This window comes from Amedibacillus sp. YH-ame6, from assembly GCF_053848845.1.
Genome location: NZ_JBSPEZ010000032.1, coordinates 14,467 through 31,561, shown reverse-complemented (window position 1 = coordinate 31,561; position 17,095 = coordinate 14,467). Strand labels below are relative to the sequence as shown.

At 36.5% G+C, this 17,095-nt stretch carries 16 protein-coding genes and 1 pseudogene; 11 read left to right on the top strand and 6 right to left on the bottom strand.

What is annotated here, in order from left to right; all coding sequences use genetic code 11:
* From ACWG0P_RS14815 to ACWG0P_RS14800, 4 genes and pseudogenes are all read left to right on the top strand, one after another.
* A pseudogene (locus ACWG0P_RS14815) lies at positions 1-256 on the top strand (group II intron reverse transcriptase/maturase); the annotation flags it as partial.
* Positions 257-880: 624 nt separating this feature from the next.
* Positions 881-1,408: a cyclophilin-like fold protein gene (locus tag ACWG0P_RS14810; RefSeq protein WP_455802391.1), complete on the top strand. Its 528-nt coding sequence runs from the start codon at positions 881-883 to the stop codon at positions 1,406-1,408.
* A gap of 11 nt (positions 1,409-1,419) precedes the next feature.
* Positions 1,420-2,304, top strand: a complete 885-nt coding sequence (locus tag ACWG0P_RS14805) for a DUF3737 family protein (protein WP_455802390.1) — start codon at positions 1,420-1,422, stop codon at positions 2,302-2,304.
* 11 nt (positions 2,305-2,315) lie between these two features.
* Positions 2,316-3,491 (top strand): MalY/PatB family protein, encoded by a 1,176-nt coding sequence (locus ACWG0P_RS14800; RefSeq protein WP_455802389.1) that lies wholly within the window; start codon positions 2,316-2,318, stop codon positions 3,489-3,491.
* A 1-nt stretch (position 3,492) separates the two neighbouring features.
* On the opposite strand, the gene ACWG0P_RS14795 is transcribed toward ACWG0P_RS14800, so the two are convergent.
* Complete coding sequence (locus ACWG0P_RS14795; protein ID WP_455802388.1) at positions 3,493-4,389, bottom strand: LysR family transcriptional regulator; 897 nt, start codon at positions 4,387-4,389, stop codon at positions 3,493-3,495.
* A gap of 125 nt (positions 4,390-4,514) precedes the next feature.
* On the opposite strand from ACWG0P_RS14795, the gene ACWG0P_RS14790 reads away from it, so the two are divergent.
* From ACWG0P_RS14790 to ACWG0P_RS14770, 5 genes are all read left to right on the top strand, one after another.
* Complete coding sequence (locus ACWG0P_RS14790; RefSeq protein WP_455789385.1) at positions 4,515-4,745, top strand: hypothetical protein; 231 nt, start codon at positions 4,515-4,517, stop codon at positions 4,743-4,745.
* A gap of 19 nt (positions 4,746-4,764) precedes the next feature.
* Positions 4,765-5,304: a flavodoxin family protein gene (locus tag ACWG0P_RS14785; protein ID WP_455789384.1), complete on the top strand. Its 540-nt coding sequence runs from the start codon at positions 4,765-4,767 to the stop codon at positions 5,302-5,304.
* Positions 5,305-5,328: 24 nt separating this feature from the next.
* Positions 5,329-7,101, top strand: coding sequence for a 1-deoxy-D-xylulose-5-phosphate synthase (locus ACWG0P_RS14780; protein WP_455802387.1), 1,773 nt, complete (start codon positions 5,329-5,331; stop codon positions 7,099-7,101).
* Positions 7,102-7,253: 152 nt separating this feature from the next.
* Positions 7,254-8,768, top strand: coding sequence for a Y-family DNA polymerase (locus ACWG0P_RS14775; protein ID WP_455802386.1), 1,515 nt, complete (start codon positions 7,254-7,256; stop codon positions 8,766-8,768).
* Positions 8,769-8,785: 17 nt separating this feature from the next.
* The gene (locus ACWG0P_RS14770) at positions 8,786-9,208 is read left to right on the top strand and encodes a hypothetical protein (protein ID WP_455802385.1); all 423 of its coding nucleotides are present in this window, start codon (positions 8,786-8,788) and stop codon (positions 9,206-9,208) included.
* A 4-nt stretch (positions 9,209-9,212) separates the two neighbouring features.
* Here ACWG0P_RS14770 and ACWG0P_RS14765 read toward each other — a convergent pair whose 3' ends face one another.
* Entirely contained in the window at positions 9,213-10,109 is an 897-nt protein-coding gene (locus ACWG0P_RS14765) for an AraC family transcriptional regulator (protein ID WP_455802384.1), read from the bottom strand.
* Between the two features lie 101 nt (positions 10,110-10,210).
* Between ACWG0P_RS14765 and ACWG0P_RS14760 the strand changes: the two genes are divergently transcribed.
* Positions 10,211-11,098 carry a PHP domain-containing protein gene (locus ACWG0P_RS14760; protein WP_455789375.1) on the top strand — a complete coding sequence of 296 codons (888 nt, stop codon included), beginning with the start codon at positions 10,211-10,213 and terminating at the stop codon, positions 11,096-11,098.
* 42 nt (positions 11,099-11,140) lie between these two features.
* On the opposite strand, the gene ACWG0P_RS14755 is transcribed toward ACWG0P_RS14760, so the two are convergent.
* A complete protein-coding gene (locus tag ACWG0P_RS14755; protein ID WP_455802383.1) occupies positions 11,141-12,004 on the bottom strand; it encodes an ABC transporter permease in 864 nt (287 codons plus the stop codon).
* Entirely contained in the window at positions 12,001-12,912 is a 912-nt protein-coding gene (locus ACWG0P_RS14750) for an ABC transporter ATP-binding protein (RefSeq protein WP_455802382.1), read from the bottom strand. The genes ACWG0P_RS14755 and ACWG0P_RS14750 overlap by 4 nt, the downstream gene beginning before the upstream one ends.
* Positions 12,913-13,019: 107 nt before the next feature.
* On the opposite strand from ACWG0P_RS14750, the gene ACWG0P_RS14745 reads away from it, so the two are divergent.
* A complete protein-coding gene (locus tag ACWG0P_RS14745; protein WP_455802381.1) occupies positions 13,020-13,322 on the top strand; it encodes a phage holin family protein in 303 nt (100 codons plus the stop codon).
* Positions 13,323-13,455: 133 nt separating this feature from the next.
* On the opposite strand, the gene ACWG0P_RS14740 is transcribed toward ACWG0P_RS14745, so the two are convergent.
* Together ACWG0P_RS14740 and ACWG0P_RS14735 are read right to left on the bottom strand one after the other, a co-directional pair.
* Positions 13,456-14,691: an RNA polymerase factor sigma-54 gene (locus tag ACWG0P_RS14740; protein WP_455789370.1), complete on the bottom strand. Its 1,236-nt coding sequence runs from the start codon at positions 14,689-14,691 to the stop codon at positions 13,456-13,458.
* Positions 14,692-14,855: 164 nt separating this feature from the next.
* A complete protein-coding gene (locus tag ACWG0P_RS14735; protein ID WP_455802380.1) occupies positions 14,856-17,027 on the bottom strand; it encodes an exosporium glycoprotein BclB-related protein in 2,172 nt (723 codons plus the stop codon).
* Positions 17,028-17,095: the final 68 nt, after the last annotated feature.

The following is a 17,095-nucleotide window of genomic DNA, read 5'->3' as shown; positions in this document are numbered from 1 at the left end:
AAAGCAAATAGATGAATGGATGCGAAGTAAGATAAGGTGCCGGATATGGAAACAATGGAAGAAAATAAAGACAAGGTGCAAAAACCTTATTAAACTAGGTATGAGTGATAATGAAGCATATCGAAATGCGAATACAAGAAAAGGATATTGGCGATTAGTCCATAGTCCTGTTTTAAGTAAGACATTAACGAATGATTATATTAAATCAAAGAACTATATCTTCTTTACAGATTACTACAAACAAGTAAAGTGCTGAACCACCGTATACAAGACCCGTACGTACTGATGGTGTGAGAGGGGCGAAATAACATTAATGATTATTAGTCTCTACTCGATTTGATAGGAGTGAACATTCAATTCAAGGAATAGTATCTTATGAGCGCAGGGACATGTTATGGGGTCAATGTGAGTCATATCAATATGAAATTGATAATATTGAACATGTTTTTGAAAACTAAATCATGAAATTCGAAAATAGTAAATTCAACAAAGATATTATGATGAAGGATGAAAAGAAGGCACTCATATAAGGATAAAAGATATAAGTTCTTGAATCACCTTATTCAAACATAGTTTCATATTGATGCGTCCACACAGATACTTACTTTATCCATAGAACAAGTGAAAAAAGTGTCACCATTTCTAATGGACGATCAAATGTGCTAAGTGAAACAAAATTCTATTAAAAGATTATAATGATTTTGGACAAGACAGGATTTTTGTTTTATATATGTATTTATGCTTTAAAGGCATGATGATCTATTTTATATAGGTATTCGACATTTCCGAACACTTCTTTTACAATGTAAATAAGAAAGGTAGAATGTTAAAACAAAACCTTTCAAAGAGCTAAACAATACTATGAAGAGGAGGTGGTTTTATGAGGAGTGAAGTACTGATAACAATCTGTATGTGCGTACTTCTTGTCGCGTGTAATGATAAGAAACAACCAGTTTATATATCTAGTCCAAAGGTACAAATACAGACAAAAAAAGAGCGCGTACCGATACAAAACAATACAATAATAAATGAAAAAAAAAGAGAGGTGGAAACATTGAAAGAGTTGTATATCACTATAAATGATCAATCTTCAAAGATAATCTTGTATGATAATAAAACTACAAAAGAACTCAAAGAAATATTACCAATAAGTTTTTCGATGGAAGATTTGCATCGAAATGAGAAATTCGTTTATTTAAATCAAAACTTTACAACGAACAGTCAAACGATAGCGCAAATTCATAAAGGAGATATAATGTTGTTTGGGTCCAATTGTCTTGTGATATTTTATGAAAGCTTTCTCACTACTTTTCAATATACACCTGTTGGGAAAATAGAGAATCTTAGCGTATTGGACAAAATTGTAGGGAATGCTGTAATCGAAGTATATTTAGAAATGAAAGAATAAGGAGAAATTTTATGAAACTAGTAAAAGAAGCATATTTAAGTGGAGAAAGAGCATTGTTCAATAGTAAGGATATTACAATAGAAAGATCCATCTTTGCACAAGGAGAATCACCATTAAAAGAAAGTCAGAATATTGAAATTATAGAAAGTATTTTTAAATGGAAATATCCATTATGGTATTGCAAGAATATAAAAGTATCCAATACAACATTATTAGAAACGGCACGTTCTGGTATTTGGTATACAGATCATATTGAAATGATAAATTGCACATTGGAATCCCCTAAAACATTTCGACGTAGTAGCGATATTGTATTAACGAATGTACATATGGCAAATGCACAGGAAACCTTGTGGAATTGTAATGCCATTTCATTAAGAAATGTACATGCGCAAGGAGATTACTTTGGAATGAATAGTTCCGATATCTATGTAGACCATTTACATTTAACAGGGAATTATAGTTTCGATGGTGGAAAGAATATTGAAGTCCATAATTCTGTATTATTATCCAAGGATGCATTTTGGAATTGTGAGAATGTAGTGGTATATGATTCTACAATCGTGGGAGAGTATTTGGGTTGGAATTCAAAGAATATTACATTTATAAACTGTACGATTGAGAGCCTACAAGGGTTATGTTATATTGAGAACTTGAAAATGGTGAATTGTAAATTGATGAATACATCTTTCGCATTTGAGTATTGTATACTGGATGTTTCTATTACTTCCCATATAGATAGTATCAAAAACCCTATATCAGGAAGTATTCAAGCGAGTAGTATTGGAGAAGTAATTTTAGAAGAAGATAAAATAGATCCTTCCTTAACCAAAATACAATATCTTCAACATCCAATTATGGAATCTAGCAATAGACAAACAAGTTGTGTTTGTTAGAGGGTATTGATATGAAATATGATTTTGATACCTTAAGTGACCGCACAGATACTGCATCCTTAAAGTGGGATGTAAAAGAAGGAGAGCTTCCAATGTGGGTAGCGGATATGGATTTTGCGACAGCTCCCGAAATCGTAGAAGCTTTACAAAAAAGAGTAGAGCATAAAATATTTGGATATTCTACAGTTCCGATTTCCTTCTATAAACATATACAGAGGTGGTGGATTCAACAACATCAAATGCACTTTGAAACTAGCTGGATGATGTTTTGCACAGGAGTTGTACCTGCGATTTCATCCATTATTCGTCATGTCACAAACATTGGAGATAATGTATTGATTCAATCTCCGGTATATAACATTTTCTATAATTCTATTGTGAACAATGGAAGGCATGTACTTTCAAGTGATTTAAAGTATGTGAATGGACAATATGAAATTGATTTTCATGATTTAGAAAGGAAACTATCAAATTCTCAAACAACATTAATGATTCTTTGTAATCCACACAATCCAATTGGAAAGGTGTGGGATAAAGAGACATTAGTTCGTATAGGAGCGTTGTGTGTAAAACATCATGTTCTTGTTGTATCAGATGAAGTACACTGTGATCTTGTTTCTATAAAGACATCCTATACTCCATTTGCGAGTGCTTCCTTAGAAAATCAACAAAACTGCATCACTTGTGTAGCACCTAGCAAAGCCTTTAATCTTGCGGGACTTCAAACCTCTTGTATAATTATTTCTAATGAGCAATTGCGACATAAGGTATACCGCGGAATTCAAAGTGATGAAGTAGGTGAACCCAATAGCTTTGCGATAAGCGCAAGTAATGCGGCGTTTGAAAAGGGAAAGGATTGGTTAGTAGAGCTTTGTGAGTATATCGACTCTAACAAAAAAGAAGTACAATCTTATATCCAAGAAAAGTTACCTGAGCTACATGTTGTAGAGAGTGAGGCAACCTATCTGTTATGGATAGATTGTACTAAAATTTGTGAGGATGATGTATCTTTGGTAGAACACATTCGAAAGCAAACAGGTTTATATCTGTCTTATGGTTCTATGTTTGGGGAAAATGGTAAAGGTTTTTTACGCATGAATATAGCTTGTCCTAAGATTCGATTAAACGAGGGCTTACAAAGACTTCGAGCGGGTATTGAAAGTTATAAAGCATCAACGTTCTTGTAGTTTAATGTTTCTCGTTAAAAGCATAACAACGGTTTTGTAGTTGTTTTAAGAATAACTCAGCTGGTTTTGAGAATATTTGATATTTCTTCCAGACAATGACTAAACCTGCTTCTAATGGTGGATAAAGTGGACGAAATACAAATTTACTTTGTTCATCTGTACTAATTAAATGATCCAAAGTGATGGCATATCCCATACCGCTTTCTACCATTTTACTTCCGTTGTAAATCAAATTATAGGTAGCGACGATGTTTAGGTTCTCATAGTGCTTTCCAATCCAAGAGGATAATTCATTATAACGTAAGGGTTGTCTAGACGCTATCAACGGTAAATCCCATAAATCACTTGGTTGAATGTATTCGTTGTTTGCTAGAGGACTGTCCTTTAACATTAAGACACCCCAAGTATCATTGAAAGGTAAGCGTAAATAATCATATTTACTAAGATCACTAGGTCCTATTAAGACACCAAAATCGATCAATCCTTTATCTATTAATTCTGTGATGGCACTAGCATCACCACTTTGTATATGAAAGTGGATGTTTGGATGTGTGTCTTGTATAGATTTGGCGGTTTCCATTAAAAAACTCATCGCATTTGTTTCACCACCGCCGATACAAACATCTCCAGAAACAATATCTTCACTAGATAGGAAGTCAGATTCAGTTTTATCTACCAAATCGATGATTTCTTGTGCTCTTTTTCTAAAGAACATGCCATCGTTTGTAAGTGAAATTTTACGATTTCCTCTTACAAATAGCTGGGTATCTAGCTCTTCTTCCAAATCCATCAATTGTCTAGATAGGGTTGGTTGTGTAATGTGAAGAACTTGTGCAGCGTTGGATATGTTTTCTTCTCTTGCGACAGCAAGAAAATAACGTAATACTCGAATTTCCATATGATCACCTCATATTCTCATTATAATGAATCCTTTTTATGCCTGTCAAGCATGAAGATGTATTTGCTATAAGTATTTGATATTCAAGGTGTTCAAGAATACAATAGAAAATGTGAGGTGAAAGTGTGGTATATAAACCCAGTATCGATAGTTTAAGACAAAACTTATTAGATGCAGATTGTAGTGAGAAAACCATTGCACAATTCATGCAGTTGGAAGAAAGCGGACAGATTAAAGAACAGCTTCGTTTATTATCTTGTCATCGATGTAAATTACTACAAGAAGTTCATGAACGAAATAAGAAGTTAGATTGTTTAGATTATCTGATGTATCAATTGAAGAAACAACAAAAATAACAAAGAAAGAAGGAGCCATATGAAGAAAATATTAATACTTTCAAGTAGTTCAAGAAAACAAGGAAACTCGGATTGTCTAGCAGATGCTTTTGAAAAAGGCGCAACACGCGTTGGACATTGTGTAGAGAAGATATACATAAAGGATATGGATTTGAAATTTTGTACAGGATGTTTGTCTTGTCAAGTGAGTGGAAAATGTCCATTACAAGATGATGTCGCTATGCTTCTTGAAAAGATGCGAACCAGTGATGTACTTGTATTTGCGACACCTATTTACTTTTATGAAATGAGTGGACAAATGAAAACCTTATTGGATCGTACAAATCCTTTGTATGGAAGTGATTATAAATTTGAGGACATCTATTTGATCGCAAGTGCTGCAGAAGAAGAGAGAAGCGCAATGGATGGCGCGATAAAAGGAATAGAGGGATGGATTTCATGTTTTGAAAGAACACAACTAAAAGGAGTTGTGTATGGGACTGGTTTAACTGGTATCGAAGATGTGAAGAAAAACTCATCCCTTTTACAAGAAGCTATGCAACTTGGAGAACATGTATAAGAAAGATAATAGGAGGAAATCATAATGTATTTAAAAAAGATAAATTCACCATTGGATGTAAAGGCGCTTGATACAAAGGCTTTAGAAGTATTAAGTCAAGAAATTCGAGAAGTACTTTTGAAGAAATTAAGTGTACATGGAGGACATATTGGTCCAAACCTTGGTTTAGTAGAACTCAGCATTGCACTTCATTATGTATTTGATTCACCAACGGATAAAATGGTATTTGATGTGTCCCATCAAAGCTATGTTCATAAAATATTGACGGGTAGAAAGTCTGCATTTATGGATGAAGATAAATATGATGAGGTAAGTGGATATACCAATCCTTCTGAAAGTGAACATGATTTCTTTACCATTGGGCATACTTCAACCTCTGTTTCCTTAGCGTGTGGGTTAGCTAAGGCTAGAGATTTACAAGGTGAAAAAGGAAATGTGATTGCGATTATTGGAGATGGTTCTTTGAGTGGTGGAGAAGCCTTCGAAGGACTTAACTATATTGGAGAAGCTGGTGGAAATATGATCATTGTTGTGAATGATAATGGCATGTCCATTGCGGAAAATCATGGTGGCATGTATGAGAAACTTAAACAGTTAAGAGAAAGTAAAGGTACCTGTGTTGACAATTACTTCAAGGGATTGAATTTGGACTATTGTTTTGTAGAAGATGGACATGATATAGAAGGACTTATTTCAACCTTTGAAACGATAAAAGATCGAACACAACCAATTGTCGTACATGTATGTACGACAAAAGGAAAAGGATATAAACTAGCTGAAACAGATAAAGAACATTGGCACTGGAATATGCCTTTTGATTTAGAAACAGGGAAGCCAAAATTCACAATGGAAGAAATGGGATACGATGAATTCAGTGCACAATACTTATTGAACGCTATGAAAGAAGATCCAAAAGTAGTTGCGATTACCTCTGGTACTCCTGCTGTGTTTGGCTTTCATAAAGAACAAAGAATACAGGCTGGCAAACAATTTATAGATGTAGGTATTGCGGAAGAACATGCGGTTGCCTTAGCTTCTGGAATTGCGAAAGGGGGAGGGAAACCAGTATATGGCGTATATAGTACCTTCTTACAACGCACCTATGATCAACTATCCCATGATTTATGCATCAATAAGAACCCAGCATTAGTATTGGTGTTTGCGGCGAGTGTTTATGGCATGAATGATGAAACACATCTTGGCTTATTCGATATCGCAATGATGGGGAATATACCAAATATGGTGTATTTGGCACCAACTTGTATGGAAGAATATGAAGCGATGTTACATTGGGGATTACATCAAGAACAACATCCAGTCGCGATTCGTGTACCCGCAGGAACTCTACGTTATTCAGGTAAAAAAGATGAGAGTGATTATGCTTTGTTAAATACCTATCAGGTGACAAAAAGAGGAAGTGATGTAGCAATTTTAGCACTTGGTAACTTTTACTCCATAGGAGAAAATGTTGTGGAACAATTAGATAAAGAACATGGAATGAAGGCGACTCTTATCAATCCAAAATATATCACAGGATTGGATACGAACTTATTGGATGAATTGAAAAAAGACCACAAACTAGTCATTACGTTAGAGGATGGAATTTTAGAGGGGGGCTTTGGAGAAAAGATTGCTCGTTACTATGGAACAGATGACATGATGGTAAAAACATATGGAATCAAAAAAAGCTTCCCATCGCGCTATGATGTAAATGAATTATTAAAAGAACATGGTATCCAGGAAGAAAGCATTGTGAAAGATATCAAAACATTGATGAAGAAGAAAGATAACGCCTAAGTTATCTTTTTTCTTTCGTAGAGAAGGGCAGTATGAAACAATCGAATAAGAAAACACTAATGTAAGAAATCCATCCAAAACTTTCAGGATAAAAGATTGTTGATGGAGGTTATATTTGTTAAAATATAGAATAGTACAAGGAGGTAGATGATATGAAAAATTCTATTTACATAGCGATTGATTTAAAATCATTTTATGCCTCTGTAGAATGTGTGGATCGTGGATTAGACCCATTGACAACAAATCTTGTTGTAGCGGATGTGAGTAAAACGGAAAAAACGATTTGTTTAGCAGTTACACCTTCTTTAAAAGCATATGGAATTTCAGGAAGAGCTCGTCTATTTGAGGTTGTCCAAAAAGTAAATGAAATCAATATGATGCGTAAAAGAAAAGCTGTGAATCGTCAGTTTCAAGGAGAATCTTATGATGCTGTGGAACTACAACAAAATCCATCACTTGCCTTAAGTTATATTGCGGCACCTCCTAGAATGGCATATTATATGGACTATAGCACGAAGATTTATGAAATCTATTTAAAATATGTAGCACCTGAAGATATTCATGTATATTCCATTGATGAAGTGTTTATGGATGTGACGAGCTATTTAAACACCTATCATATGACACCTAAGGAATTGGCAAAAACAATCATTCAAGATATTGAGAAAAGTACATATATTACCGCAACAGCAGGAATTGGTACGAATTTATACCTTTGTAAGGTAGCGATGGATATCGTCGCAAAGCATGTGAAACCAGATAAAGATGGTGTAAGAATAGCGTTGTTAAATGAACAAAGATATCGTGAATTGTTATGGGGACATACACCAATAATTGACTTTTGGAGAGTTGGGAGAGGGTATGCGAAGAAGTTAGCACAAATTGGAATCTATACGATGGGAGATGTCGCAAGATGTTCCATTGGAAAAGAACATGAGTATTACAATGAAGAACGTTTGTATCAATTGTTTGGTGTAAATGCGGAGTTGTTAATTGATCATGCATGGGGATATGAATCTTGTACCATGGAGGATATTAAAGCTTATCAACCAGCGAATCACAGTATAGAAACAGGACAAGTTTTAAGTTGTCCCTATCCATTTGAAAAAGCACGTTTGATTGTAAAAGAAATGCTGGATTTATTAGCGTTGGATTTGGTAGAAAAACAATTTGTAAGTGATCAAATTGTATTGCATGTTGGCTATGATATCGAAAATAGTGAAAAGGCTGCGCAATATGTCGAAGAGTTTACAACTGACTATTATGGACGTAAACTACCCAAACACGCGCATGGTAGCGCAAACCTTGATAAACCAACTTCCTCATCAAGAGAAATCATACAAGCTGTGATGAAGGTGTATGATGCCATTGTGAATCCGAACCTTACCATACGACGTATCAATATATCTGCGAATCATCTCTTACACGAACAACAAGATGCCAATCAAACGAGTTGTGACCAATTGGATCTTTTTGTAGATTATGAAGCCTTGGCAAAACAAGAACAACAACGAACCATTGCATTAGAAAAGGAAAAAGAATTACAGAAAGCAACCCTTCGTATCAAAAAGAAATATGGCAAGAACGCATTGTTAAAGGGTATGAATTTAGAAGAAGGTGCACAAAGCAAAGAAAGAAACGAAAAGATTGGTGGACATAAAGCATAAAGAAAGGGAGCGATTATATGGAAAAAAAGAAAACAAATACATATGAAGATATCATCCATTTACCAAGACATCAATCTAGAAAACACGCTCCTATGCCCCGTCTTTCTAGAGCTGCACAATTCGCTCCATTTGCGGCTTTGACTGGACACAAAGAGGCAGTTTATGAAAAAGAAAGAATCACAAGTTCTAAAAAAATATTGGATGAAACTGAAAACATACGCTTAAATGAAGAACTACAAAAGATTCTATTACATTTAAAGAAAAGGCCACGTATCAAAGTGACCTATTTTGAACCAGATATTTATAAACATGGTGGTGAGTATATCACCATCAATAAGAACCTTAAACGGATAGATGATGTGGCGCATGTGCTACATTTTGAAGATCAAACGAAAATTTCCATTGAAGATATTTGCGAAATAGAAATGCTAGAAGATTAACTTCTTAAGAAGTTTCTTTCCGATAGTTTCTTGGTGTTGTATGCATATAGCGTTTGAATACTTTAGAGAAATAACTAGGGTCTTCAAATCCACATAACGCACATATTTCAGTTATCGGTTTATCACTCTCTTGAAGATATTGTGTAGCTTTTGATATACGATATTGCATCAGGTATGAAATAGGGGAATCATGCAATGTTTTTTGAAAACAACGCAAAGCTTCTCTCTCACTGATGTTGACACAATCTGCGATATGTTTCAATGTAATATCTTCTTGGTAATGATGTTGAATATAATGCAACATATATTTGATACGTTTTACAGTGTTTGTCTCTTCCTTACTAGTTTCTTGTTCACATAATACATGAGACACTAATAAATACCACATATGAGATAATTGTTCTCGTACTAACATTTCATAAGCGAATCCACCTTTCTCATAATGCTCAAAAGCTTGTAGAACACATTGAGCGGCTTCTTTCTCCCACATCTTTGAAGAAGACATTCTTATATAGGGAAGATTGTTGTTGTGTAAGAGGGGATCGATATAATGTTGTTGTACAACACCTGAAGTTTTATCACTGATAAGATCTGCAGAAAATACAAAAGAATAAAAAATACAGTTTCCATGATGTCCCTTGATGGAATGCAAGACATTTGTATTAATAAAAGCACCTTCTTCTTCTTGTAAGATAACTTCTTCCTGTTGGATTTGTAACGTTGCACTTCCTTGATAGATATAAAGCACCTCAATGGTTTCATGCCAATGCCAAGGAATTTCATTTGCGGGCATTTGTTTTAAGTCATTATAGAAAGCACTGATAGGAAATGTATCACTACCAGCCGCAATAATTTCACGGCGTCGTTCATCAAGTTCTATTTCACAAATAGGAGTTTTCATAGGATATCCTTACCTTTCGTCCAAATTGTAATACTTTATGGCTATATTATTATGGTAAGAATGCTCTTTTGTCAATATAATTATAGTTAGAGGTGATCAAAATGGGTAATTATTTAAAAATAGATTTACATATGCATAGTGTGAAAAGTGATGATGGAGAATATACTCCAGAACAATTAATGAAGCTTTGTCATAATGCAGGATTAGAGGTTGTCGCAATTGCGGATCATAATAGTGTAGAAGCAGTATCTGATGCGAAGATAGCCGCAAGTGCATTAGGGTTAACATTAATTCCAGCAATTGAACTTGATTGTGTTATTGATGATGTAGAATTGCATGTGTTAGGATATGGCATAAATGAAGCAGATGTAGCCTTCGCGAATGTAACAGCTTCTTTATTAAAACAAGAACAAGCCGCAGCTGGAACACGTTTACAACTTGCTCGTGATTTAGGATTGTATATCGATGAAGATAAAGCATATGAACTATCTCATCATGGATGTATTACAGGAGAAGTGATTGCGGAGGTTGCCTTAATGGATGAACGTAATCATGCGTTCTTAAAAGAATATTTGCCAGGAGGATCACGCAGTGATAATCCATATGTTAACTTTTATTGGGACTATTGTTCACAAGGAAAACCAGCATATGTAAAAATCAATTATATGAGTTTAGAAGAGGCAATCCATTTGATTCAACATGCAGGAGGTATTGCTGTACTAGCACATCCTGGAAACAATACGAAAGAAAATGTAGACTTATTAAACTATATCTTCTCTTATGATGTTGTTGGAATTGAAGCATATAGTAGCTATCATACTCCAGAACAAGTAGAATTCTATCGCAACTACGCCAAAGAACATCATCTATGTATCACAGCGGGTAGCGATTTCCATGGAAAAACAAAACCAGCAATACATTTAGGAGAGATGGAGTGTGTCGATCCTGAAGAAATTTATCAATCCAAAGTATTGCATATTGGAATTTAAAAAAAGCCGATGTACGTGAATGAAGTTATCATGTGCATCGGTTTATTTTTCTCTTTTCTGTAAACGAAGCAAAATGAAGAAGAAAACACCCATTCCAATTAAAACAAACATATTATCCCATAAGGTCGTTGTATGTGTGCCATATTCAAAGACTAATCCAAACTGTTTCTTAAACTCTAACAAGGCTGTTTCTTGTCCAGTAGGAAACGATCTTTGTAAGACATCTTCCATCATCACATTGCGAAATAATGCAGCTCCATGACTTGGTGGAAACCAGGCGATGATAACTTGTAAAAAATGAGGTAAAGAACCAATGGGAACATAGATCCCCATCAAAAAACCAGATAGGGTACCAATGATTGTTGTAATATTACTAAAAGAGGAAGCACTATTAAAAAATGACATAATAAAATAAAGCATCGAGGTACAAGATAAAATTGATAATAACATGATTCCAAACAATTTCATAAACGTCACAATATCCAAAAGCTTTCCACCATACGCTAAAATATACATCTCCGCGATACCAAGTGTTACAGTAGAGATGAGAAAGGTAATCACAATAGTAGAACAAATATATGCAACTGATATCTGCATACGAGAAATAGGGGAGATACGAAAATCATCTAGGATGTGATGTTGTTTATCCTCAATAACAATACCAAGGACACTTAAAGATGTGGTCAAAGAAACAATACCTAAAGTACCCGCCATAATCCATGTATCACTAATTTCTCGAGCGGTATCTGGGAACGGTGCTTTCAGTGGTTTAATCATCATATCTCCAAGAAAGCAGATGTATAAAAACAGTACAATAAAAACTGCCATAAACGAAAAGAACAGTGCACTTTTATCCTTGAAAAACAACATCATATTACGCTTCATTAAAATTGCGATAACGCTCATAAAACATCTTCCTCTAACATATTCAAATATAGTTCCTCCATGGTTCCCTTATGCAATTCAATATGATCAATACTATGTTCACACCCTCTTAAAATGGACATGAGATGATAAAAGTTTAAGACTTCCACATCAATGTAGGAATTCTTTTTTTTATATGGAATTCGTTTCATCTGCAATTGTTTTGCGATCGTAGATAAGGCATCGCTATACAAATAGAGATGTTCTTTTTCAATGGAGCGAAGAAGTTCTTCCTTTGTTCCATCAGCCACAATTTTCCCATGTTGTAAGAGTGTAATGTGATCTGCTATTTCAGCTTCTTCCATATAATGCGTTGTCATAAAAATCGTCATGTGTTCCTCATTGTGAAGTGCACGAATCATATCCCATAGTTCCTTTCTAGATACAGGATCAAGTCCCGTACTAGGTTCATCGAGAATAAGAATACTAGGTTTTGGAATAAGTGCACGAGCAATATCCACCTTACGACGTTGCCCACCAGATAATTCTTGTACTTTTTGATGTAGGAAAGATTCTATATGACATTGTTTCATTAGCGTTTGTAATCTTGCGTACGCATGTTTTCCATAAAGACCATACAACCCACATCGCAAAAGTAAGTTTTCTTTTACACTTAAACTTTCATCCAACATACTCCCTTGAAACACAATCCCAAGTTCTTTACGTATAGCATGATTTTGTACTCCTAGTGTATAACCTTCCATTTCAATACTCCCTGTATCCCAAGAAAGCAAAGTAGAAAGAATGGAAATCGTCGTTGATTTACCCGCTCCATTAGGACCTAAAAAAGCAAATATTTCTCCCTTTTTTACTTGAAACGAAATATCATCAATTGCGATATGATTCCCATACCTTTTACTCACATGTTTTACAACAATGCTATATTGCATACAATCACCCAATTCATTCTATGCCATAACACATCTAAATATGGCAATTAGGCTGACAAACAAGAAAGAATGAATCCACAACATACCATAAAACGGGGGTGACTTGCATGGACTTTCTACAACTTATGAATTCCTATATAAAAAGTGAATTATTGATCATTACTCCAGTGTTATACATTATCGCAAAGATGATGGACAACAGTCATATGGATAGTAAAAAGATACCATGGTATTTGTTATTGATATCCATCATTTTATCAACGCTGTATACATTTGCGAATGTAGATGTATCGACGCGTTCTTTATTTATGATGGCAGTATTTACTTCGTTTGTACAAGGAGTGCTACTTGCGGGTACAACGGTATTTGGTGGCATTCTTGCAAGCTTAATGAAGAATAAGAAAAAATGAAGTAAATGCATAAAAAGGGAAGCGATGTAACAAAAAAAGAACACCCAGTGCATAGTACTCATAATCCATCGTTTTATTATGAAAACGTGGTCTTACTCACTATCAAATGCGTGTTCTTTTTATCGTATACTTTTTATGTAATCCTTCGTTTACTAGAATTAAAGATGAAACAAGCTTCACGATACTTACTAACTGCTCTTCTAGAAATGAGAATTCCTTCATTCTCTAACAATTTTCTTAAATCTTCATCACTATAGGGATGATGCTTATCTTCTTCATCAATCAATACTAATAAACGTTTCTTTATTTCTTCTTTTACACTTTGTTCACTTCCACCATTTGCCAACATTTTCTTTAACGTATAATATTTGTTCTCAAATTCAAAAGACTTATTCGCAATAGCTCTTGAAATGGTAGAAACATGTAGTCCACAATTTTGGGCAATCATCGCTAGTGTTAAATGCTGTAATGGTCCATGATTTAGGAAAAAGTCATGTTGTACATCACAGATATATTGCATAATCTGTAAAAGCGTCATATTTCTTTTTTGAATACTTTGTTGTAGATTCTTCACAAGTGCGCGTTGTTGTCTCATAAAAGAGGTAAGTTCTTTACTTTCTTTCATAGATTCATCCATTTGAAAAGAAAGTGATAAATCATCGTTTAACAATTGGATATTTACAGTTTCATCTACAACATCAATTTTAAACTCTGGATTCACAAAGATGGTTTCTATGGAATAATTGGCAGCTGGTTTTGGATTGCATGTCTGAATAAAATGGAATCCTCTTTCCAACTCTTCCTTACATAAATGTGTCTCTTCTGCGATATGTTGCCATCTACGAAGGGCTAAATCTTCTAAGTAATTACACAATGTGTATGCAATCTGTGCATCTGCTTCCTCACTGTTTTTACATTGGATTTGAAGACAATCCTTTAAATCAAAGGCAAAGATCCCAACTGGTTCAAACGTATGTAAAATATTCAGATGTGCTTGTATTTGTGCTTTATGATAAGGAGAATGATGATAGAGCTGATCTTTTTTTACTCTAAAATACCCATTGCTATCCAATTGAGAGAGTAAATACTCGCATAATTCTTCATCAATTTTGCCATTATAAAGATGTACTTGTTCCATCACTTCATCATACAAAGAGCGTTTGCTATGATCATATTCTAAATATGCATCACTATCTTGTTCGACTTGAAAACCCTGCACTTGTAGGTAGGGATGTTCATTCATTTGTTCTTGTAAAAAGACTCTTAGCTCATCATTGCTATAGGATAAGATTCTTAATGAATCACTTTTTCCTTTATGAAATTTTGTCTGCAATGAAATCTCTGGTTTTGGAATGAGGGTTTGTTTCATAGTACGTTGACTCCTATTCTACATCCCCCTATATTCGTTATTAGAATTATACCATATCTAGCTAACACAAAAGAACCATTTGAGAAATAAACTATAAAAATAAAGAAAGATACGTAGGCTTTGTATCACCTAATACGTATCTTTCTTATTTGTTTATTAAAATACTAAGATATCGCAATACCTGCACTTGCATAACCAACAACTGAATTTATTAAAGTTAAGCCTGTTGCAGTCGCAGTAAATACTAAGAGTAAGCGTGTCTGATTAGTAACATTGATATTTAAGCCAGTGAGTGTACCAGATGTGATTGTCCCAATAGCTAAGATTCCAGTCAATGTTGGAGACAGATTCAAGGTTGCCCCTGGAACTGCTGTAAAACTGTTGTTTGGTGTTGTTGATCTATAAAGTGTTGCAGTGATAGTAACGTTAGAACCAACAAGACTCAAGGCAGCAGTTGTACTGAAGAATGCACTTATACCAGTAATCGTACCTGCTCTAGGCATAGAGAATGCAAAGTTGGTAAGTGTTCCTGCTGCATTGGTTAAGTCAATAACTCCACCTACAATACTTATTCCAGCCGCACTAGAACCAAAACCTACAAATGCAGGAGTTCCTACTAAACCACCAGCAATAGTTGTTACTGTAATTGGCAATCCTGAAGAGAAAGGAATGATTGCGGCAGCACCTTCTTCTCCTTGAGGACCTGTAGGACCTGTAGGACCAGTTGCCCCATTAGCACCAGTAGGACCAGCGACACCTGTTGCGCCATTAGCCCCTGTGTTTCCAGTAGGGCCTGTAGGACCAGTTGCCCCATTAGCACCAGTAGGACCAGCGACACCTGTTGCGCCATTAGCTCCTGTGTTTCCAGTAGGGCCTGTAGGACCTACTTCTCCATCTGCTCCAGTATTTCCGGTAGCACCAGTAGGTCCAGTTGCCCCATCTGCACCTGTATTTCCAGTTGCACCAGCAGGGCCTGTATTACCAGTAGTACCAGTTGCACCAGTATTTCCAGTAGCTCCAGTAGGGCCTACTTCACCATCTGCTCCAGTATTTCCTGTAGCACCTGTTGGACCAGTTGCTCCATCAGCTCCAGTATTTCCAGTTGCACCTGTTGGACCAGTTGCTCCATCTATACCAGTCGCTCCGGTTGCGCCAGTAGGTCCGGTTGCACCATCAACACCATCAATTCCTGTGTTTCCAGTAGGACCTGTAGGACCGGTTGCACCATCTGCTCCAGTAGCTCCTGTGTTACCAGTTGGACCAGTCGCTCCATCTGTACCATTTGCTCCAGTGTTTCCAGTAGGACCTGTTGGTCCTGTTGCACCATCTGCACCAGTGGCTCCTGTGTTACCAGTAGGACCTGTTGGTCCTGTTGCACCATCTGCACCAGTGGCTCCTGTGTTACCAGTAGGACCTGTTGGTCCAGTTACACCATCAGCGCCATTAGCTCCTGTGTTTCCAGTAGGACCTGTAGGTCCAGTCACACCATCTGCACCGTTTGCTCCAGTGTTTCCGGTAGGGCCTGTTGGTCCAGTCGCACCATCAGCGCCATTAGCTCCTGTATTACCAGTAGGACCTGTTGGTCCAGTCACACCATCAGCGCCATTTGCTCCAGTGTTACCAGTAGGACCAGTTGGTCCAGTCACACCATCAGCGCCATTAGCTCCAGTGTTTCCAGTAGGACCTGTTGGTCCAGTCACACCATCTGCACCGTTTGCTCCAGTGTTTCCAGTAGGGCCTGTTGGTCCAGTCGCGCCATCAGCGCCATTAGCTCCAGTGTTTCCAGTAGGACCAGTTGGTCCAGTCACACCATCAGCGCCATTAGCTCCAGTGTTTCCAGTAGGACCTGTTGGTCCAGTAATACCATTAGCACCAGTTGCTCCGTTGGCTCCTGTTGCACCTGTGTTACCTTTAGGTCCAGTAATACCAGTGGCACCATTTGGACCAGTATCTCCACGAGCCCCAGTAGGACCAGTGGCACCATTAGCGCCAGTAGGACCTGTTGCTCCTGAAATACCAGTCGCTCCGTTGGCTCCAGTAGCTCCTGTATTACCTTTAGGTCCAGTGATACCAGAGGCACCATTTGGACCAGTATCTCCACGAGCCCCAGTAGGACCAGTGGCACCATTAGCACCAGTTGGACCCGTCGCTCCTGAGATACCAGTTGCTCCGTTGGCTCCAGTAGCTCCTGTATTACCTTTAGGTCCAGTGATACCAGTGGCACCATTTGGACCAGTATCTCCTCTAGGACCTGTCGGACCAGTTGGTCCAGTAGGACCTGTAGGACCCGTTGGTCCTGTAATTCCCATTTCGGATTGCAATACTATGTCATCCATAAATTCACCCCTCTTTACCATATGCGAATGAATATTGTGAATGTAGGTAATCCTAATGCATGCATGAT

What these genes read in the sequence shown, in the direction of transcription:
- ACWG0P_RS14810 (WP_455802391.1), top strand. Translation starts at nt 881, where the DNA reads ATGAGGAGTGAAGTACTGATAACAATCTGTATGTGCGTACTTCTTGTC.
- ACWG0P_RS14805 (WP_455802390.1), top strand. Translation starts at nt 1,420, where the DNA reads ATGAAACTAGTAAAAGAAGCATATTTAAGTGGAGAAAGAGCATTGTTC.
- ACWG0P_RS14800 (WP_455802389.1), top strand. Translation starts at nt 2,316, where the DNA reads ATGAAATATGATTTTGATACCTTAAGTGACCGCACAGATACTGCATCC.
- ACWG0P_RS14795 (WP_455802388.1), bottom strand. Translation starts at nt 4,389, where the DNA reads ATGGAAATTCGAGTATTACGTTATTTTCTTGCTGTCGCAAGAGAAGAA.
- ACWG0P_RS14785 (WP_455789384.1), top strand. Translation starts at nt 4,765, where the DNA reads ATGAAGAAAATATTAATACTTTCAAGTAGTTCAAGAAAACAAGGAAAC.
- ACWG0P_RS14780 (WP_455802387.1), top strand. Translation starts at nt 5,329, where the DNA reads ATGTATTTAAAAAAGATAAATTCACCATTGGATGTAAAGGCGCTTGAT.
- ACWG0P_RS14775 (WP_455802386.1), top strand. Translation starts at nt 7,254, where the DNA reads ATGAAAAATTCTATTTACATAGCGATTGATTTAAAATCATTTTATGCC.
- ACWG0P_RS14770 (WP_455802385.1), top strand. Translation starts at nt 8,786, where the DNA reads ATGGAAAAAAAGAAAACAAATACATATGAAGATATCATCCATTTACCA.
- ACWG0P_RS14765 (WP_455802384.1), bottom strand. Translation starts at nt 10,109, where the DNA reads ATGAAAACTCCTATTTGTGAAATAGAACTTGATGAACGACGCCGTGAA.
- ACWG0P_RS14760 (WP_455789375.1), top strand. Translation starts at nt 10,211, where the DNA reads ATGGGTAATTATTTAAAAATAGATTTACATATGCATAGTGTGAAAAGT.
- ACWG0P_RS14755 (WP_455802383.1), bottom strand. Translation starts at nt 12,004, where the DNA reads ATGAGCGTTATCGCAATTTTAATGAAGCGTAATATGATGTTGTTTTTC.
- ACWG0P_RS14750 (WP_455802382.1), bottom strand. Translation starts at nt 12,912, where the DNA reads ATGCAATATAGCATTGTTGTAAAACATGTGAGTAAAAGGTATGGGAAT.
- ACWG0P_RS14745 (WP_455802381.1), top strand. Translation starts at nt 13,020, where the DNA reads ATGGACTTTCTACAACTTATGAATTCCTATATAAAAAGTGAATTATTG.
- ACWG0P_RS14740 (WP_455789370.1), bottom strand. Translation starts at nt 14,691, where the DNA reads ATGAAACAAACCCTCATTCCAAAACCAGAGATTTCATTGCAGACAAAA.
- ACWG0P_RS14735 (WP_455802380.1), bottom strand. Translation starts at nt 17,027, where the DNA reads ATGGATGACATAGTATTGCAATCCGAAATGGGAATTACAGGACCAACG.